Consider the following 23755-nt stretch of genomic DNA (forward strand, 5'->3'; position numbering starts at 1 on the left):
TGTCAATGCCCGGCAGGATGATGGGGGTATGGAAAGCACGACGGCGGACGAGGTGTTGGAACCCATCACGGCCTCCGCCGTGCCCGCCACAGCCCGTCCCGGTCAAGGTGCGGCCGGCGGTGACGGGATCCCCAACGAGGTACTTTTCCGGTCAGATCCTTTGCGCCGGCGGAAGAATCTTTGCCTGGAACGGTTGGCCGGGATTGCACGGCTCGAAGCCCGGCCCGCGGCGGAAAAGGTTCAGATCGTCGCGGAATTAGTCGAAGTCTCCATGGCATTGGAGCCACCGGCCCGGTCGCCGCAGGAAGCCACCGCGCAGGAAATGGCGTTGGTCGCGGAGCTCGCGTGCGCCCTGACGGTCGGCGAACGGACCGCCTCCACCCTGCTGACTGAGTCCCACGCCCTGACCACAGACTTACCGTTGACCCTCTCCACCCTGCAGGCCGGTGAAATTTCGTGGCAGCACGCCCGGGTCATGGGGGACGAGACCACCAACTTGGACCCCTCCGCTGCGCAGGCTCTGGAAGCGCACTTCCTGGACCCTGAAGCACCCAACCCGGCCCGTGGCCCTGCCGGGGAACTCGTCCCCTCCCGCTTCCGGCACAAGGCCCGGATCTGGCGGGAACGCCACCACCCGGACAGCATCGAAAAACGCCACACCCGCTCCGTCGCGGACCGGCGCCTGGAATACCGCCCGGACCGGGACGGCATGGCCTGGCTCTCGGCCTATTTGCCGGCCCCCACGGCGTCGGGGATCTGGGAGCAGAGCACGAGGGCGGCCCGGGCCATGCAGGGCCCCGACGAGCCCCGCACACTGACCCAGCTACGCGCCGACACGGTCGCCACCTGGCTGCTTGGCGACGCTGAGAATCCCAGCGGGGTGCCCTCACCGCGGGCGCACGTGCTGATCACGGTCCCGGTCATGGCTTTACTGGGTGCCACCGAGGAGTCGGCGATGCTGGACGGGTACGGTCCGATCCCGCCCTCCATGGCACGGAAACTGATTGCCGACGGCGCCGAGTCCTTCCACCGCGTCCTCATCGACCCCCCGGACGGGGCCCCGTTGGAGATCGGGCGGACCAGCTGCCGGGTTACCAAAGCCCAACGCCAGTGGCTGCGCCTGCGGGACGGCAAGTGCCCGTTTCCCGGCTGTCACAACCAGTCCCTGGACAACGAAGCGGACCACGTTCTGGCCTGGGCCGAAGGGGGGTCCACGGGGATCTCAAATCTCGGCCAGCCCTGCCACCGACACCACAGGCTCCGCCACACCAGCGGCTGGACACCTACCGGGGCAACGAAGGACGAAGCACCCGGTTGTATCTCACCCTCCGGCAGGCGCTACCAAAGCGAACACCCCGACTGGGAACCACCCACCTGGCCGGATTGGGCAGACTGGGCAGCAGAATCGGGCGGAGACGTTCAGCACCGCAGTGCAGGCACCCTGCCTGTCGCTGATCCTTGACCGGGTACCACCCTGCCATTCGCAGACCGCCTCCACCATGTACCGGTCAGGCCGTGCCTCCTCCACCGTGCAGCCGTTCAGGCCGCGGCGCCTCCACCGTGCAGCCGTTCAGGCCGCGCTGTGCGGCAGGGACCGGGTGGGCGGCGGTGGCGGTCGCGCGGGTTGCGGCCTTAACCACCGGCGGCCGCCCACCTTCCCCGGGAAGGTGAACGGCCGCCGTCGCCCGAAATCGGGACTCCGCTAGCGGGGAAAAGCGGTGCGAACCTATGCCTTGTGCGGCGGGCGCGTCATGGACATAACGTCCAGGGCGGTATCCAGCTGCTCTTCGGTCAGTTCTCCGCGCTCCAGGAAGCCCATGGCTACAACGGTCTCGCGGATGGTGAGGCCTTCCGCCACTGCCTTCTTGGCAATCTTGGCGGCGTTTTCGTAGCCGATGTGCTTGTTCAGCGGCGTAACGATGGACGGTGAGGCCTCGGCCAGGAAGCGGGCCCGCTCCACGTTGGCGGTGATGCCATCGATCATCTTGTCGGCCATCACGCGGCTCGTGTTCGCGAGCAGGCGGACGGACTCGAGCAGGTTGGCGGCCATTACCGGGATGCCCACGTTCAGTTCGAAGGCACCGTTGGTGCCGGACCAGGCGATGGCGGTGTCGTTGCCGATGACCTGCGCGCAGACCATGATGGACGCCTCGCAGATCACGGGGTTGACCTTGCCCGGCATGATCGAGGACCCCGGCTGCAGGTCCGGGATGGCGATTTCGCCGAGGCCGGTGTTGGGGCCAGATCCCATCCAGCGCAGGTCATTGTTGATCTTCATGAAGGAGATCGCGATGTTGCGCAGCTGGCTGGAGGCTTCGATGAGGCCGTCACGGTTGGCCTGTGCTTCAAAGTGGTCGCGGGCTTCGGTCAGCGGCAGGCCGGTATCGGTGGCGAGGAGTTCGATCACGCGTTCCGGGAAGCCTGCGGGGGTGTTGATGCCGGTGCCCACGGCCGTGCCGCCGAGCGGAACTTCGGCGACGCGGGGGAGTGAGGCGTTGATGCGCTCGATGCCGTAGCGGACCTGGGCTGCGTAGCCGCCGAATTCCTGGCCGAGGGTCACCGGGGTGGCGTCCATCAGGTGGGTACGGCCGGACTTGACGACGTCCTTGAACTCAACTGCCTTGCGCTCCAGCGACTCTGCCAGGTAGCCGAGGGCCGGGATGAGGTCATTGATCAGGGCCGAAGTGGCGGCAACGTGGACGGACGTGGGGAAAACGTCGTTGGAGGACTGCGAGGCGTTGACGTGATCGTTCGGGTGAACAACCTTGTCGCTGCCGGCAGCCTTCAGGGCGCGTGTGGCGAGTTCGGCGATGACCTCGTTGGTGTTCATGTTCGAGGACGTGCCGGAGCCGGTCTGGAAAACGTCAATCGGGAAGTCGCCGTCGTACTTGCCCGCAGCTACCTCATCGGCGGCTTCGGCAATCGCCTTGGCCAGCTCGCCGTCGAGCACCCCAAGTTCGGCGTTGGCCTGCGCGGCCGCCTTCTTGACCCGGGCGAGCGCCTCGATGTGGGCGCGCTCCAAGGTCTTGCCTGAGATGGGGAAGTTCTCAACTGCACGCTGCGTCTGTGCACGGTACAGGGCGTTCACGGGGACGCGGACTTCGCCCATCGTGTCGTGTTCAATGCGGAATTCTTCAGTGGAAGTCATGGGGCTAGCTTAGGACGAGGTGCGCCCCGGGCTAAAACCGTGAACTGCATGCTACGGTCACTCGCCAGGGGCGTGGCCTAAAGCTCGCCGATGCCCGAAACCAACTTCGCACGGCCTTCCGCGAGGCTGTACTTCAAGCCGATGACGGCGGCCTGCCCTTTGTCCACTGCGTCGGAGATCACACGGGAACTGTCCACGAGCCGCTGTGAGGTCTGCTTCGTGTGCTCCACCACCATCTCGTTGATGGCGTGCTGGTCGTTCCGCAGGGACGTCAGTACCGAGGGAGTGATCCGCTCCACCAAGTCGCGGATGAACCCGGTGGGCATCTGGCCTGTCTCCACGGCGTCCTTGGTGGCGCTGACCGCACCGCAGCTGTCGTGCCCGAGCACCACGATCAGGGGAACCCCCAACACGCTGATGCTGTACTCCAAGGATCCCAGGACGGCGTCGTCAATCACCTGTCCCGCCGTTCGCACCACGAAGGCGTCGCCGAGGCCCAGATCGAAAATAATTTCCGCTGCAAGGCGCGAATCGGAGCAGCCGAAGATCACGGCAAACGGATGCTGGTTCTCCACCAGCGAGGACCGGCGCGATGCATCCTGGTTGGGATGCGAGGATTCACCGTTGACAAAACGTTCGTTGCCTTCGCGCAGCCGGCGCCAGGCGAGGGCGGGAGTCAGGTATGTAGTCACCGTGCTACTTTACGGCGCGGGGCTGGCCGACGGTGAAACTGTTGCGCCGGGATTGCTGTCCATGGACTTCACGACGGCGGCCGCCAGGACGGTGAACTCGTCCAGTTGTGCCGTCCCGGTGAGGATAACGGTGGTTCCGCGGTACTCCAGGATCATGCTCTTCTCGCCTTTGCCTGCATCCCGGAGTTCCCAGGAGTGGCCGCCGGCGTCGCGGGTGCCGGTAACCGGGGCGCTTTTGGTCTGCTGCAGCAGCCAGGTGGGGTTCGACTGACGGGTCTGGACCAGGCCTATGAAAGCTTCCTTCGGCGTGATGTAGCCCACCTCCCAGGTGGGAACGCCGCTGCCGCTTCCCGATTCCCAGCGTGCATAATTCGGCCGGAACCCGCCCCCGGTATCCGGCGCCGCCGGTGTGAATCCCGCCACATCCGCAGCGTTCCGGGATACCGCGCTGACGTTGATGTCCGGCCGGAATCCGTCCGTTTTGGGAAGTGGATTCATCAGGATCACGGGCAGGAAGGCGCCGATGCTGACCACCAGGGCAACGATCATGCCGATCACGGACGCGTTGGCCCGCTTGGCGGCCGCGGCCGGGATGACGGGCTTCACCACAGGCTGGTCGGCCGGCGGGGTGCCCCCTGCGGCGCGTCCGGGCTCTGCGGGATCTGTCCCGGGGCTGGTCTTTTCCTGCATTTCACTCACCCCTCTATAGTCGCCCATGCAACGGCTCAACTCACATTCGGGCCGCAATCAGCACTTATAGCCATGTTGCGTCCGGGCGTCATGCCACCACCCATCGGTGGCGCCGCGACTATGATCAGTAGCAGAGGAATCACCGCGTCGGCTGAATCCGGCTGAGCGGGTCCAATGATCGCCACTCGAAGAAGAGGTTCACGTGTCACCAGCGTCCATGACCCAGAAGTACTCCACACTTTCCCCGTCGCTCGCCGTCGGCATCGACGAGCCGGACCGCAACCTCGCACTTGAGCTTGTACGCGTCACCGAAGCCGCAGCCATCGCCGGCGGCCACTGGGTTGGCTTCGGCGATAAGAACAAGGCTGACGGCGCCGCAGTCGACGCCATGCGCTCTTTCCTTCAGACAGTCCACTTCAATGGCGTGGTGGTCATCGGTGAAGGGGAAAAAGACGAAGCCCCCATGCTGTTCAACGGCGAACGCGTTGGCGACGGCACTGGGCCCGAGTGTGACGTCGCAGTTGACCCGATCGACGGCACCCGGCTCACGGCCCTGGGCATCAACAATGCCCTTGCCGTCCTCGCGGTGGCCGAACGCGGTTCCATGTTCGACCCGTCAGCCGTGTTCTACATGGAGAAGCTCGTAACGGGCCCCGAGGCTGCCGACATGGTTGACCTGCGTCTGCCGGTGAAGCAGAACCTGCACCTCATCGCCAAGGCCAAGGGCGTGAAAGTTAACCAGCTCAACGTGATGATCCTGGACCGCGACCGTCACCGCCCCCTGGTGGAGGAGATCCGCGAAGCCGGTGCGCGCACCAAGTTCATCATGGACGGCGACGTCGCCGGCGCCATCGCCGCAGCCCGCTCCGGGACCGGCGTTGACGCCCTCATGGGCATCGGCGGCACCCCGGAAGGCATCGTTGCGGCCTGCGCCATCAAGTCCCTCGGCGGCGTCATCCAGGGCCGGCTGTGGCCCACCAGCGATGACGAAAAGCAGAAGGCCCTCGACGCCGGCCACGACCTGGACCGCGTTCTGTCCACCAACGACCTCGTGTCGAGCGACAACTGCTACTTTGCGGCCACCGGCATCACCGACGGCGATCTCCTCAAGGGTGTCCGCTACTCCAAGGACAAGGTCCTGACCCAGTCCATCGTGATGCGGTCCAAGTCCGGCACCATCCGCTTCGTCGAGGGTGAGCACCAGGCCAGCAAGTGGGAAGGCTACGCCCGCAAGAATTAGGCGCGGCGCAGTTAAAGGAGCGCCCACCGCATCTGCGGTGGGGCGCTCTTCTGCATGGCGTCTCGGTTCCTGGCCCGGCTTCCCGGCCCGGCCCGGCTGTGAAGGGCCGGTACGGGGCCTTGGTATAGGGTTGAATTCATGAGTCTTGCCGTTGTGCCCTGTACTGACCGCGCCGTCTGGGACGGACATGTTGACCGGCTCCAAGGGCATCCGCAGCAACTGTGGGGCTGGGGTGAGACCAAGGCCATGCACGGCTGGTCAGTGGACCGCGTCCTGGTGGCTGACGGTGAAAACGTTCTTGGTTGCGCCCAGTTGCTGATCCGCAGGCTGCCCTTGCCGTTCCGGGCCCTGGTCTACGTACCGCGCGGGCCAATGTGCACCGCCGAAAACGCTACGGCCGTCCTGGAACAGCTCGCCGCCTATGCTGCCTCCCGCCACCGGGGTGTCGCGCTGAGCATCGAGCCGGACTGGGACGCCGAGTCCCCCTACGAAGGCGCAGTTGCTGCCGCCGGCTTCAAGCCATCCGTTAACACCGTGCTGATCCCGCGCACCCTCATCCTTGACCTGGCCAAGACAGATGATGAGCTGATGGCTGACATGTCCAAGTCCACCCGCGCCAACATCCGCAAGGCGATGCGCAGCGAGGTGGAATTCCGGAAGGTGCAGAGCGCCGCGGAGCTCGAGCAGGTCCTGGGCATTTATCATGAAACCGCCGCCCGTGCCGGCTTCGGAATCCACGAGGACCAGTACTACCGGGACATCTTCACCAACCTCGGCGAGGGCTCACCCATCATCGGGGCGTTCGACGGCGGCCGGCTGCTGGCCTTCGTCTGGCTCTCCCGCAGCGGCGCGACAGCATTTGAGCTCTACGGGGGCGTCTCGGCCGATGGCCAGAAGCAGCGCGTGAACTACGGCGTCAAGTGGGCCGCCCTGCAGGCCATGCGCGCGGACGGCTGCGGGCGCTACGACTTCAACGGCCTCCTCAACGATGGAATCTCCGACTTCAAGAAGCAGTTCGCCAAGCACGAGAACATGCTGATGGGGACGTGGGAGCGCCCGCTGTCACCGCTTTACCCCGTATATGCCAAGGCCATGCCTGCCGCCCGCAAGGGGCTGCAGGCGGCACGCAAGGCCCTGCCGGCAGCCCGCCGCGGCCTGCAGAACGCCGTGCCCGCCGCACGCAGGGCCCTCCCCGCTGCGCGCCAGGCGTTGCCGGCCGCCCGTCAGGCCCTGGCAAAAGTTACCCGGCGTTAGGAGCTGGCGTTAGGAACCGGCGCCAGGAGCGCCGGTGGTGACGGCAAACGCGACGGCCTTCTCCGCCGCTGAGGCCACGGCGTGGACATTCACCGGGGCCTCAGAGGCGGCCAGGAATGCACTGCCGCCGCGGGCCAGCTGCAGGTCGCCCTTGGGGGAGTCCAGGTACACCACACCTTCCACCACCATGATGACCACGGCGCCTGACTGTGCGAGCGGAACCGGCGCTGCGCCCGGGGCCAGTTCAATCCTCTGAAGCTGGAACTCCCGGAACGGCGGCCGGTACAGTTCCTGGCCCAAACCGGAAATTTCCGGATGCAGCCTCGGAACTTCCACGGAAGTGAAGTCGACGGTGCGCAGGAGTTCGGGCACGTCGACGAATTTGGGTGTCAGCCCGCCCCGGAGGACGTTATCGGAGGAGGCCATGACTTCCACACCCAAGCCGGACAGATAGGCGTGGATTTTGCCCTCGGGCAGGTATACAGCCTCGCCGGGTGCCAGCGAAATGCGGTTGAGCAGCAGCGAGATCAGGACGCCGGGATCACCCGGGTACTGCGCGTGCAGGCTCACCACCGTGGACAGCTCCGTTTCGTACGGTGCCAGCGAAGCGCCCGAGCTCAGGGCAGCAGCCACAGTGGCCGTAGCCCCGGCAACCTCTTCGCCGCCGTTGATCAGCCGTTCCAGCGCGCTCCTCAGGCCCACGCGTTCGTCGGCTGAATCAAGGTCGTTCATCAGCTCGGTCAGCAGGGGCGGCACCTTGGATGCGACCAGGTCGAAACAGGCTTCGATATGGGCCAGGATCTTCCGGGTGGCGGCAGGAGCCCGGAATCCGCAGAGTGATTCAAAGGGAGTCAGCGCGAAGATCATTTCCGGCTTGTGGTTGTCATCCCGGTAATTCCGGTGGGCCGCGTCAGGGGCGATGCCCTCAGCATTTTCCCGGGCAAAACCGGCCCTGGCCTGCTCGAGGCTGGGGTGAACCTGAAGTGACAAAGGCTCGTTGGCCGCCAGGATCTTTGTCAGAAACGGTAGACGCGGCCCGAACTCCGCCACCGACTCGCTGCCGAGGAAGTGCTCGGGATCGGAGGCGATCAACGCATCCAGGGGTGTTTCGGAGCCGTCAGCGCGGCGGGCCATTGAAGGGGCCCCCGGATGCGCGCCGATCCACAGTTCCGCTTCCGGACCGCCGGACGCCGGACGCCCCAAAAGCTCCGCGATGGCCGTCCTGGATCCCCAGGCATAGTCGCGGAGGGCGTTTTCAAGTTCGTACACAGCCGGTCCATTCCTTAGTATTCAGCTCTTCAGTGATGTCTGTGTGAGGTGCGGGAGGCAGCGCTCCTACAGCGGCGCGCACTGCCCGTTAGTGGCCACAAGCTCGCGGATGGCCTCTTCGTTGCCCTGGCGCTTGAGCTGGTTCAGCAGCTCGGCGGTGATCGGTTCGCCGTCGGGCGTTGTGGTCACCGGGGTGAAGTCCGACGGCGGCGGGGTCTGCTGCGCAGGCATGTCCGCTGGAAGTCCGGCAACCGGCCGCAAGGGTGCCGCTGCCTGCAGGTGTCCGCCCGCAGCGGCTGCCTCCACCATTCCGTCGGTGGGTGCATCAGCCTGCGGTCCCGAGGCCGATGCCAGGAGCTGGTCCACCTTGGTGTGGATGACGTCGAAGTCGGGCACGGTGGAGAAGGATGCGTCAAAGTCGGGCGGCCCGATGGTGAGCCGTTTGACCTGCTGCCCCTTGGCCTTCATGGCCAGATCCACAAAACTGCCCAGCTGCGACGAGGAAATGTTGGACTCCACCACCTTGGTACCGGCACTGGCGATGTCCTCGAATTTGGACAGCAGGGTGGCGGGGTCCAACTGCTTCAGCATGGCCTGTTGGACACATTGCTGGCGCTGGATCCGGGAGTAGTCGTCGACGTATTCGCGGGACCGTCCGTACCACAGCGCATGCTCGCCATCGAGGGTCTGTTCACCGGCGGGAATCCAACCCAGCGGCATGCCGTGGGTCCGCGTCACCTCGTCGAAATAGCCGCTCATCGGCACCCAGCCGCCGGCTTTGATCTTGATGCCGCCCATGGCGTCGATGAGTTTGGCGAAGCCGGCCATGTCCACCAGGACATAGGCCTGGACTTTGAGGCCGAGCGTCCCCGAGACGGCCTCGAGCGTGGCCTGCGCACCGGGATCGGCCACGCCGGGGTAGAGGTCTGCGTGTTCGTTGGTCACTTCGGTGTTGATGGCGTTGATCAGGCATTCGTCACCGCAGTTGTACCCGTCCGGGTAGATCTTGCGCATCGGGGAGCCCTCGCTGAACTGGGCGTTCTGGAGGTTGCGGGGCACGGAGATGATGGCAGTCTGGCCGGACTTGGCGTCGACGCTGAGGACCGAGAGACTGTCCGGGCGCCGTCCGGTGCGGTCATCACCGGCGTCCCCGCCCATCATCAGGAAGTTGTAGCGGCCGTCCACGGGATCGATCGCAGGGCCGGTGGAGAAGATATTGCCGATGGCGTTGCGCCCGACGTTGAGCAGGTAGGCGGCATAACCCAACGTGCCGCTGCCCAGGACCAAGGCGATAACAAGGGAAATCACGACGGCGGGCCGCGCCCCCGGTGCCAGGAGGACCGGCCTGATCAGCCGCAGGGTATTGAGAAAGAGGAACGCCCACCCGAGGGCGAGCGCCGCGAGGACCACGATGATCACCAGCGAAGCGAAGGGGTTGGTGATGACGTTTATCAGGAGGGTGCGGTTGAGGACCAACAGCAGCACTGCTGCCACCAGGACCACCCAGACGGCCAGGGTCACCCGCAGCGCGGTTCGGCCCAGTTTACGGTCGCCGGCCACAATCTGGGCGCTTCCGGGTACCAGAAGGGTCATCAGCAGCAGGACAAAGGCCCGTTTGGTCCGGACCGGGGACGAGGCACCGGACGGAAACCGTACGGGGTCGGTCATGACCGGGCCGGGGGCGGGGTGCTGCAGTTCGCTTCTGGACATGTTCCCGGCCTAGCGGCTGCCCCGGAGGACGCCATTGCCGTCAGCGAAGACCTCGCTGACCTTCTGCCGGAGGCTGGCTCCCTTACGGGCGGCCGCATTGTTGAGCTCCTGGGCGAAGTCAACAAGGTCTGCACGAAGCGACGCTGCCATTGCGTCCGTGCCCGAGGCGAGGATGCGGACGGCGAGCAAGCCGGCGTTGCGGGCGCCCGCTATGGACACGGTGGCGACCGGGACGCCGGCGGGCATCTGCACGATGGACAGGAGGGAATCCATGCCGTCAAGGGTCTTCAACGGGACGGGAACGCCAATAACGGGCAGGGGAGTCACGCTGGCGAGCATGCCGGGCAGGTGGGCCGCCCCGCCGGCACCGGCAATGATCACGCGCAGGCCGCGCTCATGGGCGCTCTGCCCGTACTTGATCATTTCCGTGGGCATCCGGTGAGCGGACACCACGTCGGCTTCAAAAGGTATGCCGAATTCAGCCAGAGCATCAGCCGCGGCCTCCATCACCGGCCAGTCCGAATCCGACCCCATGACGAGTCCCACGATGGGTCCAGTGCCGGTTTCGGCAGTCCCGCCGCCGGCGGTGGTTTCGATGCTCATGCGTTCTCCTCGGAAATGCGTGCTGAATCGTCGGCCGGAATCCGGCCGTCCCGGATGATGGAAGCCACCCGGGTGGCGCGCCGACGCACTGAGTCCACGTCGTCGGTGGAGTCGCCGACAAGGTTGACGTGGCCGATCTTGCGTCCAGGCCGCACCGACTTGCCGTAACAGTGGACCTTGGCCGCCGGTTCGCTGGCGAGGGCAGCCGGGTACGCCGAGAAGAGGTCCTGGTTGTCGCCGCCGAGGAAATTCTTCATCACCACCACCGGGCCCAGGACGTCGGTAGCACCCAGCGGAAGGTCCAGGACTGCCCGCAAATGCTGTTCAAACTGGCTGGTGACCGAGCCGTCCTGTGTCCAGTGACCCGTGTTGTGCGGCCGCATGGCGAGTTCGTTGATGAGGAAACCGGTTCCGGTCCCGGGAGTTTCAAAGAGTTCGGCGGCCATCACGCCGGTGACGCCGAGTTCGTTGGCGATGCGCAGCGCCGCGTCTTCGGCCGCTGCCGCAACCTCCAGGGGGATGCCTAGGGCGGGGGCAATGACCTCGTCGCAGACACCGTCCACCTGGATGGTGTGCACCACGGGCCAGGCCCTCGCTTCGCCGCCGGGGGTCCGCGCCACCAGGGCGGACAATTCGCGGCTGAATTCAACCTTCGCTTCGGCGAGCAGCGGACTCATGGCTTCGAACCACGGAGCGGTCCCGTCAGCCTCTTCGGGAGACCCGACGATCTGCACGCCCTTGCCGTCGTACCCTCCGCGCGGCATCTTGAGGACAACGGGCCAGCCGATGTTGTTACCGAATTCCACCAGGGCGGCGACGTCGGCGACCTCGGCCCACGCCGGGTTGGGGAGGCCCAGCCTGTCAATGGCCGCGCGCATGACCAGTTTGTCCTGCGCGTTCACCAGGGCATCGGGACCGGGCTGGACGTTGACGCCGGCGGCCAGGAGCTCGCGAAGGTGATCGTTGGGCACGTGTTCGTGATCAAACGTCATGACATCCAGCCCGTCCGCGAAGTCGAGCAGAGTCTGGAGATCTTTGTAGTCACCCACCGGCGACGTCGAGACGGCTGAGACGGCTGAAACGTCCTCAGCTTCGGCAAGCACACGAAGTTCGAAACCAAGGGCGGTGGCGGCTGGGGCCATCATGCGCGCAAGCTGGCCGCCGCCAACCACGCCGATTACTGGAAAAGTCACATATGCCAGCCTACAGAAAAGGTCGCCGGATCCCGGCTTTGGGGCGCCACGAGGCCCGCAAACCCCATAATTCGGCCGCAGCACAACACGGCCGGCAGGTTGGTTCCCAGAATTGGGGGCTAAAATAATCTTCTGGCCGTGTGGCCCACAGAACGGACGGCCATGGAGGGTCATGATTAACTCACTCGCAGATCGTATCCGGGGACTAGCCTCGCTGTTTTGGCGCGAGGTGGCCAAGTTCGGAGCAGTTGGCGGTGTGGCGTTCGTCATTGACAACGGCCTGACGTACTACCTGATGCACGGCCCCATGACGGACAGCGAAGCAAAGGCCCGCTTCGTCGGCGCCAGCATCGCCACAATCTTCTCCTGGGTCGCCAACCGGCTGTGGACATTCCGGCACCGGCGGCAGGCCAACGTGCTCCGCGAATTCCTGATGTTCATCCTCATCAACGGCATCGGGATCGGCATCTCCACGGGATTCACGGCCCTGGCCAAGTATTCGTTTAACGTGACCGATAAGAACATGCTGTTCGCCGCCGGAGTTGTGGGCATCCTGGTGGCCACCGTGGTCCGCTTCTTTGCCTACCGGTTCCTTGTCTTCAACCAGGAACTGGACCAGGAGCCGGAGTTCTCGCACGACCACGAGATCATCGAGGGGCATCCCCAGGACAAGGCCGCGGCGGCAAGCATCCCGGGAGGTCCGGCAGGCACACGCGGCTCAGAAGTTCCTGATCAGGATGCATCGGGAAGTACCAGGCAGTCCTGACCGCTGAGGCCGCGTCTTTCGCCGGCCGCGGCTCCCGTGGAGTTCCCTGAGTTGGCGGGACGGGCATCCCTTATGTCCCCTGAACGCTTACGTCCCCTGAATGCGTTCCGCTGCCAGGAGCTGGTCCGTTAGCTGCACCTCGGTGTGGGCCAGCACCACTGAACCCCCGCCGTGCCAGGCGCCCAGGCAGTTCGCCAGTGCCGCTTCCAAACCATCGCCTGCCGTCACCAGGAGCCTCACGCCCTCATCGTGCGGTGCCGAGAAACCTGTGATCAGGTCGGCGTGGCGGTGACGCGTTCCCCGTCGGTCGGTGACAGCGAAGCCGGACCCGGACGGATCTGAGTGGGCCATAAAAATGTCACCGTGTGAACGCACTTCCGCCGCGTAGTCGATGACTCCGGCAGGAAGTTCTCCCGGCCACCGCATCGCCAGCGCGGGCAGGGCGACGGCAATGACGGCGTCGTACGTTCCTGCCCCGGTTCCGGGGTTGTCCGTAACGAGCAAATCGGCCTCGCCCCCGTCAAGGACTGTCTCCATGCCGAGCTGCCAGGCGGCGAGGGCCCAAATCATTGATTTCCAATGGACCGGTAAGTCAAGGCGCAACCGCATTTCCGGTTCGGCGTCCAGTTCGTCCTGCAGCAGGTTGCCGGTTTTGGCGACCCAGTTGTCCAGAACCCGGCCTGAAAGTTCCACCCGTTCGGAGTCCGGTCCGTACCAGGTGAGCCGGGGAGAGGTGGAGTGGCCGGAACGCAGGCTGGTCATCAGTTCGATCGCCGGGATACTCATGGCACCATCTTGCCACGCGTGCCGGGGGCCACGCCCGGCCCGGGGAAAACGCCCGGGGCCGCCGAGCCGGGGCTTTGACCAGGCGAAAAGCCCTGTGATGTTAGTCACAGTTAATTCGTCCGCCTATTTGTCTTATTGGCTTCGCGCCTGTACATTCGGCCGGTATTCATGGGAATCCGGTCCCGTGGTCGTCGTTCCGGGGCCTGCGCCGTCCGCCGCGCCGAGCGTGGTGAAAATTATCCGGGCGTGGCGTGACGGCGTTTCGCCGGAAAAGGTGATTATTATCCAGCGACGGCTTGACTCTCCGCTAGTTACACACGTGTAATTAGATATCGAAAGCGACTGCATAAATACCCGCACTCAACCGAGTGTCAACGGGAACCATACAGTGGCAGCAAACTTTCAGGAGGGTCGCCGTGGGGCAAGCAGAGCGTATCCATGAAGATGCCGTCGCCGGCCAGGCTACGGCGAAATACCGCGCAAGGGGAGTACCCAGCGACTGGTATGTGGATCCCGCCGATCCTGACGCTGCGGACCGCTACAACCGCACCACAAAGGATTCCCTCCAGGACCAGGCCACGGCCTTCCTGGCGGCCCACGAAGCGCTCCTTGACGGCGGACATGACGAGGATGACCTTGACCCGCCCATGGAACTGCGCACTCCCGGCCCGGAAGCGACCCAGCCGGTATGGATCGGACTGCCGTTCCAGCAGGACTTTGACGACGAAGGTGAACTTGGCTGGCAGACTGATGCCCTGTGTGCCCAGACTGACCCGGAAGCGTTCTTTCCGGAAAAGGGTGGATCCACACGCGACGCCAAGAAAGTGTGCGGCGCATGCAATGTGCGTTCACAGTGCCTCGAATATGCGCTGGCGAATGATGAACGGTTCGGCATTTGGGGCGGCCTTTCCGAGCGTGAACGCCGGCGGCTAAGGAAGCGAGCAAGCTAATTCTTCAGGAAGTACACGTCACTGCCGTTGTGGTTTCCCACAACGGCAGTGCCTATCTCCCCAGAACCCTGGCCGCCCTCGCGGACCAGACCCGGCCAGCGGATTCCGTCATCGGAGTGGATACCGGCTCGCGCGATGACTCTGCTGCCCTCCTCGAACGGGCTCTGGGAACAGAGAACGTCATTGGTGTTCCCCACGGCAGGAGCGGGATGGGCGGCGCTGTGCGCGCCGGCCTCAGCGCGCGCTCGCCCTGGGGAGGTGAGCCGGACCGGGCCGCCAGAGAGTGGATTTGGCTGCTCCATGATGATGCGGCTCCGGCGCCGGAGGCGCTGGCGGAGCTGCTGGGTGCCGTGGAGCGCGCACCCTCTGTCACGGTGGCCGGGTGCAAGCAACTGGACTGGCACAGCGAACGCCGCCTGATCGACGTCGGACTGTCCACCAGCAGGTGGGCTGAGCGCCTTACCCTCATCGACGCCGATGAACTTGATCAGGGCCAGTACAACGGCCGTTCGGACACCTTTGCTGTCAACTCAGCCGGCATGCTGGTGCGGCGTGACATCTGGGAACACCTGTCGGGCTTCGACCCCGCCCTGCCAGGCACCGGCGATGACGTGGACTTCTGCTGGCGCAACCGTCTCGCCGGGCATCGGGTGGTGGTGGTGCCTACGGCGCGGATGTTCCATGTTGCCCATCGGCCGCACGGGCAGGGCAACCCCTCGGCAGCCCGCAAAGCACAGGTACACCTCCGGCTGAAGCACGCGCCCCTGTGGAAGGTTCCTGTCCACGCCGTGGGCGCGCTGCTCGGTAGCCTCTTTAAACTCGTGCTCAGCGTCGCCGTTAAGGACCCGGGACATGGCTTCTCTCAACTCGTAGCCACGTTCGCGGCCCTGGCCAGGCCTGCCGCGCTGGCCAAATCGCGCCGCACGGCAGCCAGCACACGCCGGATCCGGCGGTCTGTCATCAAGAAACTGCAGACCCCCCGCCGTGAAGTGTGGAACCACCGCCGCTCGCTCATCGAAGCGCTGGGCGCGGACAAGTCCACCGCCGACGGCCTGGTCCAGGATCCGCTGGCGGACCAACCGACGGGCGACTCCTCCGACGACTTCGCGGCGCTGACCACCACCGAGCGCGGCTGGGTGGGCACCGGCGCTCTCGCTGCCATCATCATTGCGTCGGCCGCTTCGCTCACAGCTCTCAGCGGCCTGTTCCGGGCCGAAGCCGTTTCCGGGGGCGGACTGATTCCGGTCTCGGCTTCCCTGAGCGAAATCTGGCATCACGCCTCAAGTTGGTGGATCAGCCTGGGGGCAGGCCTTCCCGGCAAGGGTGACCCCTTCGACTACGTGCTGTGGATCCTCGGCGTTCTCGGTGGCGGAGATGCCAACGCGGCTATGGCCTGGCTGCTTCTGCTCGCTGCCCCGCTGTCCGGTTTAACGGCGTGGTTTGCCGCTGGCGGGGTAACCGTCCGCCGACGCTTCCGCTTCATTGCGGCGCTCTTCTGGGCTGCCGCACCAGCCCTCCAGGTGGCCCTCAACCAAGGCCGGGCGGGGGCGCTGATCGCGCACATCATGATCCCGTTGCTGGTGTTGGCGCTGCTGCGCGCCACAGGTTCCGCCGTGGGCCATGGGAGGTTCGCCCTGCCGTCACCGGGGGAGCTCCGGTTCCCCGAAAAGCCGCCTGCACGGCCCGGGATCAACGGCCTGCCGTCCTGGACTGCCGCGGCAGCCGCCGGCCTGGCCCTGGCCGTGGTGGCGGCCTGCGCACCCGTGCTCCTGGTCCCTGCTGCGGTGCTGATTGTGCTGTGCGGGCTGATGCTGGGCAGGCGTGGGCGCACCGTGTGGTGGGCGCTGCTGCCCAGCGCCGCACTGTTTCTTCCGTTCGGGCTCTCCGTCATCGACAGGCCGCGTGCGCTCCTGGCTGATCCTGGTGTGCCGCTCGGATTTGACGCGGCCCCGCTGTGGCAGCAGGTGCTGGGCCAGCCGCTGCTGTTCGCTCCGGATGGCGGCCTGTCCGGCCTTCCCTGGTTCAGCGGCGGAGCCGTCCCCTGGGCGATTCTCCTGGCACTGCTTGTGGCCGTCCCGGTCCTGCTGCTGGGAGTGGCTGCACTTTTTCTCCCTGGCAAACGGAGCGGGACCGCCCGCGCCCTCTGGGCCGCGGCACTGACCATCCTGGTGGGCGGCTGGTTTGCCAGCCATGTCGCCACGGCCGCCAGTGCCGATAGCCTGGTTACCCCGTTCACCGGCCCGGCTGTTTCCGCCGCCGGTTTCGCACTCCTGGCAGCGGCGCTCATCGGCGCGGAGCGCCTCTTGGACGCGGCACACCGCTCGGCCTCGCGGAACGCCAGCCGCAGCGTGGCACTTCGTGCTGCCACCGCCGTCGCCATGGTGCTGCTCCTGGCCGGTCCGTTGGCAGGCATGGCCGTATGGTCTGCCCAGAACGTCCTTCGGCCCGCCGCCCCGGCGCAGGCCTACGACGGTCCGGCGGACGCCGGGCTGGGCACGCCCCGGCTCGTTGAGGCTGCCGGCGCCCGGACCCTTCCCGCCACGGCGATTGACCGTGGCACCGGGCCGGAGCAGTCCCGCACCCTGCTCATCAGCACCCACGAGAACGGGACGTTTGACGCGGCCCTGATGCGCGGTGCGGGAACCACCCTGGACAGCCTTTCCGCCATTGCGGCAGCCCGCAACATCATGGGTGCCCCGGGCCAGGAGACAATCCGGGAAGACGACGACGTCACAGGCTCGCTGCGCAGCGTTGTGGCCACACTGGTGGCCGGGCAGGGTGTGGATCCCCGGCCGGAGTTGGAGCGCCTGGGTGCCGGGTTTGTGGTGCTGCGCTCCGCGGACACGGCAGCCCAGTTAACCGCGAGCAGGATGGACGCCGTGCCTGGCCTGGTTGCCGTGGGGCAGACGGATGTGGGCTGGCTCTGGCGGATCACCCCGCTCAACCAGCCTGCCCTGCATCCTGCCGACGTCGCCCACCGCGTTCGGATTGTGGACCCTGCCGGAGCCACGGTGACCCTGGTGCCTTCCAAAAACGACGACGTCGACAGCCCCGTCCCGGCGGGCCCGGAAGGCCGGCTCGTAACTCTTGCTGAACGGGCGGATCCCGGATGGAGCGCCTGGTTCGACGGGCAGAAACTGACGTCCACCACCTCCGGCTCGGCCCAGGCCTTCACGCTGCCGGCTTCGGCCGGTCAGTTGACCATCCGCTATGACGCCCCGTGGGCCCTGTGGTCAGGCATCATGCAGGTCACGGTGTTCGGGCTCACTGTGATGCTCGCCCTGCCGATGCCGGCACGGCGGCCCAACACCGGGCTGTCACGGGACGAGGGCTCTTTGCGTAAGGAACACCAAAATGCATAACACCGCTCCAACCCCCGCCCCGGCGGCCCGCAAGCCTGCTCCGGGCAGCGTCGAGGAGCAGGACGGGATGCCGGGCGCACCGGCAGGCGCACCTCCGGCCGTACCGCCGGCGGGTGCCGGCGCCACTGGCCCAGCCAAGCCTGCTCCCCGCAGGAACCCGACCAAGGACATGCTCGCCGGCCTTGTCTCGGCGTTGGCGATCGTTGCCGCGGCGGGCGGAATCGTTGCTGCGGCATCCTTCGCCCCCCAGCCCGCAGGCAGCCGTCCCATCCCGGCCGTGCAGGCCTCCGTTCCCGCCGGTGCGAGCATCGGCGTCTGTCCCGGACCGGCACGCCTTCTCGAAGGCACCGAAGCCGGCACTGACCCCCAATTCAGCCCTGAGTCCGCCACGGCGGAGACTGTCGTCACCGGCGCGGTGCTGAGCGCCCCCGGTGGTGTCCTTCCCGCCAGCCAGCTCTCCACTCTTAACGGGACTCCCGCCGTCGAGATCGCCAAAGGCGGCACCCAGCCGGCTCAGTCCGGTCCGCAGGACCTGAAGGCCGGGGTGCTCAACAGTCACCGGGTCAGCGGTGCCACCGTGCTGGGGGCGGACGCGATGGCAGGCCAGAAACCGTCAGCGGCCGGTGCGCTGAAGTACTCGGCGACGGACGGCGACCTGCAAGGGACCGCGGCAGCCAACTGCACACCGCCGGCCAACGATCTTTGGCTCGCCGGCGCCAGCACCACTGTGGGGCGCACATCCGTCCTGGTCCTCAGCAACGCCTCGAGCACTCCCGCTACCGTGAGCCTTGAGCTGTTTGGGAGCAAGGGCCAGATCCAGGCGCCCGGCAGCAGGGGGCTCCTCGTCGCCCCGGGAACCACCCGTTCCATCGTCCTCGCCGGCCTGGCTCCCGGTGAGCGGCAACTGAGCGTCCATGTCCGGAGCGCCGGCGGTCCCGTCGCCGCGGTCATTCAACAGAGCGTCCTGAGGGGACTGACGCCGGGCGGCCTGGACTTCATCACGCCGGGGGCCGCGCCGGCTGCCCGGCAGGTCATGACCGGCCTGGACATCCAGGATGCCGGCGGCATTTCAGCGATGACGGGGAAGTCGGGCTTCGGCGACGCGGGCCCCGCTCTGAACATCACCGTGCCCGGCCCTTCCGACGCCGTGGTGGAGGTCAAGCTCTTCGGCCGCGATGGTCAGAAAGCCCTCCCCGGCGGCGGCGTGGTCACGGCGAAGGCAGGCTCCGCCACCGAGATTTCCTTGGCAGGCGTCCCGGCCGGCCGCTACACGGTGTCCACCAGCTCGGACGTCTCATTCGTGGCTTCGGCGCGTGTAACGCGCGGCGTCAACGGCGCCAAGGCCTCCGATGTGGCGTGGGCGGCCTCGGGCGTCAGGCTCGGCAGCCAGCACGTTGTTCCGGTGCCCCAGGGCGGTGACCGCAGCCTCGTCTTCGGCGTGCTGGAGAACCGGGCCACCATTTCCTACGCAGCCGTGACAGCCGACGGCAGGATCCGCCCGGCAGCCACTGCGGACGTCGCCGGCGGAACCACCACCTCCATCAAGCTTCCCGAGAAAGTGGAGGAGTCGGCCGTGGTGGCCTACGTGGTCTCAGCGTCGGGCGACGCCGCCTACGGTGCCCTGCTGCTGCAGCAGGACGGCCGGGAGGACATTTCCACGCTGGCCCTGATGCCTGCCGCGTCGGGGCAGGAAAAGGTCGCGGTCTCCCTCGGCTACTAAACCTCGGCTACTTACGTCGACAACGAAGGCCAGGCGGGCGGTCAGTACCTGCGGCGGTAGACCGGATCCAGCGTCTCCGGGGCCACTCCGAGCATCTCTGCCGTGTGCTCCACCACAACGTCGTGCACCAGGTCCTGGAGTTCATCCAGGCTGCCACAACCCTGTTCCACCACCCGGCGGTACAAGGTGATCACCGGGCCTTCCCCGTCCGTTGCCGGCGTGTAGGCACCCATCGGCGGAGGCGCAGCCTGGGCCACCAGCTGCTCCAGGTCCGGCGGGATCTCATCCACGGCAAATCGAACGCCGTCCAGCGTCTTTCCCCAGATGTCGTGGAGCCGCTGAGCGGAGTCCAGGACCAAGTCATCAAAACGGTCAGACCGCGTCCGGTATCCGGGATGAGTGGGCAGGACGAGTTCCCCCCGCAGGCCGCGGCCGTGGCGGTTCCGGCGGCGCATCGCAAAACTCCGGCCCGTTGAGCTTGGTCCCGTTTCTGTACCGGAGGCGTCCGCGTCAGCCAAACGGACCGAAAAAGCTGAATCATGGTTCGATGACTGCATACATTGACTGTAAACCCGGTCGCAGTTTTACGCGAGACTCACCGCCGGCAGGCCCGGGGCGCGGCGGTTGGTGCGGCAAATACCGGGAAACGAAGGTCAGGCAGAGTAGTCTGTGATGTCGTGGGAGCTATCCGTCAATGTTCACGATCGGCCTGCCGTCAGTCAGCGGTGGCGACTTTGACGTACGTCTACGCTGACTCCACCGCAGTCCTGGGTCCCCTTGCCACCTACGCCGAGCCGCATTGTTACGATTTGTGCGAGCAGCATGCCGGGTCACTGACAGTTCCCCGCGGCTGGGAGGTGCTTCGGCTGGCGATGCCCACCACTCCCCAGCAGCCCGGCCCGGACGACCTCCTTGCCCTGGCCAACGCAGTCCGGGAAGCGGCAGCCCTGCCGCCCAAGCCGCAGACAACGCCGGCCCAGCGTGCTGCACACTCGGCGCTGGAAGCGCCGGCCGGTGCTGAAGGCACACGCCGGGGCCACCTCCGCATCCTGCGCGAACCGTCCTGATTCTCCACTGCCCCGGACATCGTGCCGGATCACGGATCCACCGGACCTGCACCTGTCCGATGCTGGAGTGGCGGTAGGCTTGAACCTGCTAATCAGTCAGCCACCGGCGCGCGGACGCGCGCCCTTTCGGGAGCATCCAACCATGGCAAAGATCAGTCCTGAACTGTTGTCCGTCCTGCGCTGTCCCGTGACCGGCTCGTCGCTGGTCCAGGAAGGCGAAGAGCTTGTATCGACGGCGGCGGGAGAGTCGGGCGTGAAGCTCCGCTACCCGATCCAGGACGGCATACCGCTCCTGCTGCCGCCGGAACTGCTGCTGGCTGCCACCGCGGCCGGCTCCGACCAGCACGACTCCGCTGCGTCCTGACTTTCACTCCCACATCGACCTGCATGCAGACGCTTTAACGCCGTCGCCGCCATCGGACAGAGCAAAGGAACACCATGACAATTGACTACAAGGTCGCCGACATTTCGCTGGCCGAAGCGGGACGCCACCAGATCCGGCTGGCCGAGCACGAGATGCCGGGGCTGATGTCCCTTCGCAAGGAATTCGGCCCCAGCCAGCCGCTGAAGGGCGCACGGATTGCCGGCTCCCTCCACATGACAGTGCAAACCGCCGTCCTGATCGAAACGCTCACCGCCCTCGGTGCCGAGGTTCGCTGGGCCTCCTGCAACATCTTCTCCACGCAGGATGAGGCTGCCGCCGCCGTGGTGGTGGGCACCGGCACCACCGAGGACCCGCAGGGCGTTCCGGTGTTCGCCTGGAAAGGCGAAACGCTCGAAGAGTACTGGTGGACGGCGCAGCAGATCCTCACGTGGCCCGGCGCGGACGCAGACCCGGAGCTTGGCCCCAACATGATCCTGGACGACGGCGGCGACGCCACCATGCTGGTACACAAGGGTGTCGAATTCGAAGCTGCCGGCGCCGTGCCGGACGCTGCCGAAGATGAATCCGAAGAAGGCCGGATCTTCCTCGATGTGCTCCGCGCCTCGCTTCAGGAGGACAACCAGCGCTGGACCCGGATCGGCTCCCGCCTGCGCGGCGTCACCGAGGAAACCACCACCGGCGTGCACCGCCTCTACCAGCTGGCTGAGCAGGGCAAGCTGCTGTTCCCCGCCATCAACGTCAACGACTCGGTGACCAAGAGCAAGTTCGACAACAAGTACGGCATCCGGCACTCCCTGCCGGACGGCATCAACCGGGCCACGGACGTCCTGATGGGCGGCAAGGTCGCCGTCGTCTGTGGTTACGGTGACGTCGGCAAGGGTGCGGCGGAAGCATTCCGCGGCCAGGGCTCACGCGTGATCGTCACCGAAATTGATCCCATCTGTGCCCTGCAGGCAGCCATGGACGGCTACCAGGTGGCCAAGCTGGAGTCTGTCCTGAGCGAGGGCCACATCTTCATCACCACCACCGGGAACAAGGATGTCATCCTCGCGGAACACATGGCCGGCATGCGTGACAAAGCCATTGTGGGCAACATCGGCCACTTCGACAACGAGATCGACATGGCCGGACTGGCCCGGATCCCGGGCGTCCGGAAAGTGGAGATCAAACCCCAGGTTCACGAGTGGGTGTTCGAGGCCGATCCCGCCACTGGCAAGGACAGCCGCTCCATCATCGTCCTTTCCGAGGGACGCCTGCTGAACCTCGGCAACGCGACCGGCCACCCGTCCTTTGTGATGAGCAACTCCTTCGCCAACCAGACGATTGCCCAGATCGAGCTGTGGACGAAGCGGGACCAGGCTGAGGGCGAGCGGGAGTACGAAAACCAGGTCTATGTGCTGCCCAAGATCCTTGACGAAAAGGTTGCCCGCCTGCACCTGGACGCCCTGGACGTCGAGCTCACTGAACTGTCCAAGGAACAGGCCGAATACCTGGACCTGGATGTCGCCGGCCCGTACAAGCCGGAGCACTATCGTTACTGAGGTGTGACTCCCCGGGCGCGGACGGCGCCCGGGGTTGTTACCTTCAACCATTAAGATCGGACTATGGAGCCAGAAGCAAAGCCACGCCGGATGTCGACCGCCAAAAAGATTCTTGTTGTGGCAGCCGTCTGCGGACTGGCTGCTGCGGGCGGTGTCTTCGCGGCCGTTGCCCCGGGTCTCGCCCGCGGTGCCCTCGAATCGGAGGCGGCCTCCGCTGTCCGCTCCGCGCCGGGCCTGGCGTCACCGGTGGTGCCGCCGGTCAAGGTGGACATCATCCCTGCCGCCGCCGCCAAACAGGTCAACCCGGCCACACCGGCATCTGTGAAGGTGGGCAACGGCAGGATCGAGAGCGTCACGCTTACCAGCACGGCAGGGGAATCAATTCCTGGCACCTTTGCAGCGGACGGCAGCAGCTGGTCGGCCACGGCACCGCTGAAATTCAACACTGAGTACAGCTACACGTATGTGGTGACCGACGGGGCCGGCCGCGAAAGCACGGCCACGCAGGCATTCAATACGGTGTCCAGCACCCACGAAGCCGACGCGGCGATCTACCCCCTGGACGGCATGAAGGTGGGTGTGGGCCAGCCCCTCCAGGTCGTCTTCAGCGAGCCGGTGGTCAACCGGGCTGCCGTGGAGAAGGCCATCAAGATCACCTCCAGCGCGGGCCAGGTCGGGGCCTTCCACTGGTTCAGCGACACCATGGTCCGTTACCGCCCCGAAGGTTTCTGGGCCGCCAACTCCACGGTCACCATGGACATGCAGCTCTTCGGAGTTGATCTTGGCAAAGGCCAGATCGCGAACTTCAACAAGAAGGCCAACATCCGGATCGGTGACAAGAAAGTTGCGATTGCCGACGCCACCGCGCACACCTTCACGCTCAGCGTCAACGACCAGGTAGTCAAGACGCTCCCGGTCAGCATGGGGGACAAGCGCTTCCCGTCCGCCCGCGGCTATGCGGTGCTGATGGAGAAGAACCGCTACGACCACTTCCGCGCTGCGAGCATTGGCCTCAAACCCGGGGACCCGGCGTACTACGGGGAAGTGGATGTCGAATACTCCATTCGGCTGACGCTCAGCGGGGCCTACATTCACCAGGCACTTGACTCCGCTTACCCCTACATCGGCAACACCAACGTTTCCCACGGCTGCATCGGGTTTGCTCCCGACGGCGCCGCCTGGGTCTTTGACAACATGACCACGGGCGACGTTGTGCAGATCATCAACACTGAAGGCGATTACGCCGCCCTGGACGACGGCTATGGGGACTGGAACATCCCTTGGGCCGAGTATGACAACTAGGCCGGTAGGCTCGAGACCAGACACACTGCGCTGCCCGGACCAGAGCCAGGCAGCACGGACCCCAACGGAAGTGACGC

20 protein-coding genes are annotated in these 23755 nt (G+C 66.0%); 11 read left to right on the forward strand and 9 right to left on the reverse strand.

What is annotated here, in order from left to right; all coding sequences use genetic code 11:
• Window positions 1-28 precede the first annotated feature (28 nt).
• On the forward strand, window positions 29-1462 hold the full coding sequence (locus tag SBP01_RS05865) for an HNH endonuclease signature motif containing protein (protein ID WP_320537823.1): 1434 nt from the start codon (window positions 29-31) through the stop codon (window positions 1460-1462).
• A gap of 264 nt (window positions 1463-1726) precedes the next feature.
• Here the strand turns inward: SBP01_RS05865 and SBP01_RS05870 are convergent, their stop codons facing one another.
• From SBP01_RS05870 to SBP01_RS05880, 3 genes are all read right to left on the reverse strand, one after another.
• Window positions 1727-3148, reverse strand: a complete 1422-nt coding sequence (locus SBP01_RS05870) for a class II fumarate hydratase (RefSeq protein ID WP_164201475.1) — start codon at window positions 3146-3148, stop codon at window positions 1727-1729.
• 77 nt (window positions 3149-3225) lie between these two features.
• Window positions 3226-3840, reverse strand: coding sequence for a carbonic anhydrase (locus SBP01_RS05875; RefSeq protein WP_275212663.1), 615 nt, complete (start codon window positions 3838-3840; stop codon window positions 3226-3228).
• Between the two features lie 9 nt (window positions 3841-3849).
• A complete protein-coding gene (locus SBP01_RS05880; RefSeq protein WP_275212815.1) occupies window positions 3850-4530 on the reverse strand; it encodes a DUF4245 domain-containing protein in 681 nt (226 codons plus the stop codon).
• 217 nt (window positions 4531-4747) lie between these two features.
• Between SBP01_RS05880 and glpX the strand changes: the two genes are divergently transcribed.
• Together glpX and SBP01_RS05890 are read left to right on the forward strand one after the other, a co-directional pair.
• Window positions 4748-5770 (forward strand): class II fructose-bisphosphatase, encoded by a 1023-nt coding sequence (gene glpX, locus SBP01_RS05885; RefSeq protein WP_275212814.1) that lies wholly within the window; start codon window positions 4748-4750, stop codon window positions 5768-5770.
• A gap of 138 nt (window positions 5771-5908) precedes the next feature.
• The gene (locus SBP01_RS05890; protein ID WP_320537824.1) at window positions 5909-7024 is read left to right on the forward strand and encodes a lipid II:glycine glycyltransferase FemX; all 1116 of its coding nucleotides are present in this window, start codon (window positions 5909-5911) and stop codon (window positions 7022-7024) included.
• 9 nt (window positions 7025-7033) lie between these two features.
• Here SBP01_RS05890 and manA read toward each other — a convergent pair whose 3' ends face one another.
• The 4 genes from manA to SBP01_RS05910 form a co-directional block, all read right to left on the reverse strand.
• Entirely contained in the window at window positions 7034-8293 is a 1260-nt protein-coding gene (manA, locus tag SBP01_RS05895; RefSeq protein WP_320537825.1) for a mannose-6-phosphate isomerase, class I, read from the reverse strand.
• Between the two features lie 66 nt (window positions 8294-8359).
• Window positions 8360-10003, reverse strand: coding sequence for an LCP family protein (locus tag SBP01_RS05900; protein ID WP_320537826.1), 1644 nt, complete (start codon window positions 10001-10003; stop codon window positions 8360-8362).
• 9 nt (window positions 10004-10012) lie between these two features.
• Entirely contained in the window at window positions 10013-10606 is a 594-nt protein-coding gene (gene purE / locus SBP01_RS05905; protein WP_275212659.1) for a 5-(carboxyamino)imidazole ribonucleotide mutase, read from the reverse strand.
• Window positions 10603-11751 carry a 5-(carboxyamino)imidazole ribonucleotide synthase gene (locus SBP01_RS05910; RefSeq protein ID WP_320538290.1) on the reverse strand — a complete coding sequence of 383 codons (1149 nt, stop codon included), beginning with the start codon at window positions 11749-11751 and terminating at the stop codon, window positions 10603-10605. Before SBP01_RS05910 ends, purE begins: the two co-directional genes overlap by 4 nt.
• A 220-nt stretch (window positions 11752-11971) precedes the next feature.
• On the opposite strand from SBP01_RS05910, the gene SBP01_RS05915 reads away from it, so the two are divergent.
• Window positions 11972-12565 carry a GtrA family protein gene (locus SBP01_RS05915; protein ID WP_320537827.1) on the forward strand — a complete coding sequence of 198 codons (594 nt, stop codon included), beginning with the start codon at window positions 11972-11974 and terminating at the stop codon, window positions 12563-12565.
• An 87-nt stretch (window positions 12566-12652) separates the two neighbouring features.
• Here SBP01_RS05915 and SBP01_RS05920 read toward each other — a convergent pair whose 3' ends face one another.
• Window positions 12653-13351, reverse strand: a complete 699-nt coding sequence (locus SBP01_RS05920; protein ID WP_320537828.1) for a TIGR03089 family protein — start codon at window positions 13349-13351, stop codon at window positions 12653-12655.
• 416 nt (window positions 13352-13767) lie between these two features.
• On the opposite strand from SBP01_RS05920, the gene SBP01_RS05925 reads away from it, so the two are divergent.
• Genes SBP01_RS05925 through SBP01_RS05935 form a run of 3 tightly spaced genes read left to right on the forward strand, consistent with a single transcriptional unit; the run spans window position 13768 to window position 19383 of the window.
• A complete protein-coding gene (locus SBP01_RS05925) occupies window positions 13768-14301 on the forward strand; it encodes a WhiB family transcriptional regulator (protein ID WP_275212653.1) in 534 nt (177 codons plus the stop codon).
• Between the two features lie 29 nt (window positions 14302-14330).
• A complete protein-coding gene (locus SBP01_RS05930; RefSeq protein WP_320537829.1) occupies window positions 14331-17663 on the forward strand; it encodes a glycosyltransferase family 2 protein in 3333 nt (1110 codons plus the stop codon).
• The gene (locus tag SBP01_RS05935) at window positions 17656-19383 is read left to right on the forward strand and encodes a DUF5719 family protein (protein ID WP_320537830.1); all 1728 of its coding nucleotides are present in this window, start codon (window positions 17656-17658) and stop codon (window positions 19381-19383) included. The genes SBP01_RS05930 and SBP01_RS05935 overlap by 8 nt, the downstream gene beginning before the upstream one ends.
• 41 nt (window positions 19384-19424) lie before the next feature.
• On the opposite strand, the gene SBP01_RS05940 is transcribed toward SBP01_RS05935, so the two are convergent.
• Window positions 19425-19940: a metallopeptidase family protein gene (locus tag SBP01_RS05940; protein ID WP_320537831.1), complete on the reverse strand. Its 516-nt coding sequence runs from the start codon at window positions 19938-19940 to the stop codon at window positions 19425-19427.
• 120 nt (window positions 19941-20060) lie between these two features.
• Between SBP01_RS05940 and SBP01_RS05945 the strand changes: the two genes are divergently transcribed.
• The 4 genes from SBP01_RS05945 (at window position 20061) to SBP01_RS05960 (ending at window position 23678) form a co-directional block, all read left to right on the forward strand.
• Complete coding sequence (locus SBP01_RS05945) at window positions 20061-20450, forward strand: DUF3499 domain-containing protein (RefSeq protein ID WP_275212650.1); 390 nt, start codon at window positions 20061-20063, stop codon at window positions 20448-20450.
• A gap of 142 nt (window positions 20451-20592) precedes the next feature.
• Window positions 20593-20814: a Trm112 family protein gene (locus SBP01_RS05950; protein WP_320537832.1), complete on the forward strand. Its 222-nt coding sequence runs from the start codon at window positions 20593-20595 to the stop codon at window positions 20812-20814.
• Between the two features lie 74 nt (window positions 20815-20888).
• Window positions 20889-22376, forward strand: a complete 1488-nt coding sequence (ahcY, locus tag SBP01_RS05955; RefSeq protein WP_320537833.1) for an adenosylhomocysteinase — start codon at window positions 20889-20891, stop codon at window positions 22374-22376.
• Between the two features lie 63 nt (window positions 22377-22439).
• Complete coding sequence (locus SBP01_RS05960; protein WP_320537834.1) at window positions 22440-23678, forward strand: L,D-transpeptidase; 1239 nt, start codon at window positions 22440-22442, stop codon at window positions 23676-23678.
• Window positions 23679-23755: the final 77 nt, after the last annotated feature.

It is taken from the genome of Pseudarthrobacter sp. IC2-21 (assembly GCF_034048115.1).
Lineage (GTDB): Bacteria > Actinomycetota > Actinomycetes > Actinomycetales > Micrococcaceae > Arthrobacter > Arthrobacter naphthalenicus.

Bases quoted from the DNA above. Each gene is read 5' to 3' on its own strand.
- SBP01_RS05950 (WP_320537832.1), top strand. From the start codon at position 20,593: ATGGCAAAGATCAGTCCTGAACTGTTGTCCGTCCTGCGCTGTCCCGTG.
- SBP01_RS05940 (WP_320537831.1), bottom strand. From the start codon at position 19,940: ATGCAGTCATCGAACCATGATTCAGCTTTTTCGGTCCGTTTGGCTGAC.
- glpX (WP_275212814.1), top strand. From the start codon at position 4,748: ATGACCCAGAAGTACTCCACACTTTCCCCGTCGCTCGCCGTCGGCATC.
- SBP01_RS05870 (WP_164201475.1), bottom strand. From the start codon at position 3,148: ATGACTTCCACTGAAGAATTCCGCATTGAACACGACACGATGGGCGAA.
- SBP01_RS05920 (WP_320537828.1), bottom strand. From the start codon at position 13,351: ATGAGTATCCCGGCGATCGAACTGATGACCAGCCTGCGTTCCGGCCAC.
- SBP01_RS05890 (WP_320537824.1), top strand. From the start codon at position 5,909: ATGAGTCTTGCCGTTGTGCCCTGTACTGACCGCGCCGTCTGGGACGGA.
- SBP01_RS05915 (WP_320537827.1), top strand. From the start codon at position 11,972: ATGATTAACTCACTCGCAGATCGTATCCGGGGACTAGCCTCGCTGTTT.
- SBP01_RS05865 (WP_320537823.1), top strand. From the start codon at position 29: ATGGAAAGCACGACGGCGGACGAGGTGTTGGAACCCATCACGGCCTCC.
- SBP01_RS05910 (WP_320538290.1), bottom strand. From the start codon at position 11,751: ATGATGGCCCCAGCCGCCACCGCCCTTGGTTTCGAACTTCGTGTGCTT.
- SBP01_RS05935 (WP_320537830.1), top strand. From the start codon at position 17,656: ATGCATAACACCGCTCCAACCCCCGCCCCGGCGGCCCGCAAGCCTGCT.
- SBP01_RS05900 (WP_320537826.1), bottom strand. From the start codon at position 10,003: ATGTCCAGAAGCGAACTGCAGCACCCCGCCCCCGGCCCGGTCATGACC.
- ahcY (WP_320537833.1), top strand. From the start codon at position 20,889: ATGACAATTGACTACAAGGTCGCCGACATTTCGCTGGCCGAAGCGGGA.
- SBP01_RS05880 (WP_275212815.1), bottom strand. From the start codon at position 4,530: ATGCAGGAAAAGACCAGCCCCGGGACAGATCCCGCAGAGCCCGGACGC.
- SBP01_RS05960 (WP_320537834.1), top strand. From the start codon at position 22,440: ATGGAGCCAGAAGCAAAGCCACGCCGGATGTCGACCGCCAAAAAGATT.
- purE (WP_275212659.1), bottom strand. From the start codon at position 10,606: ATGAGCATCGAAACCACCGCCGGCGGCGGGACTGCCGAAACCGGCACT.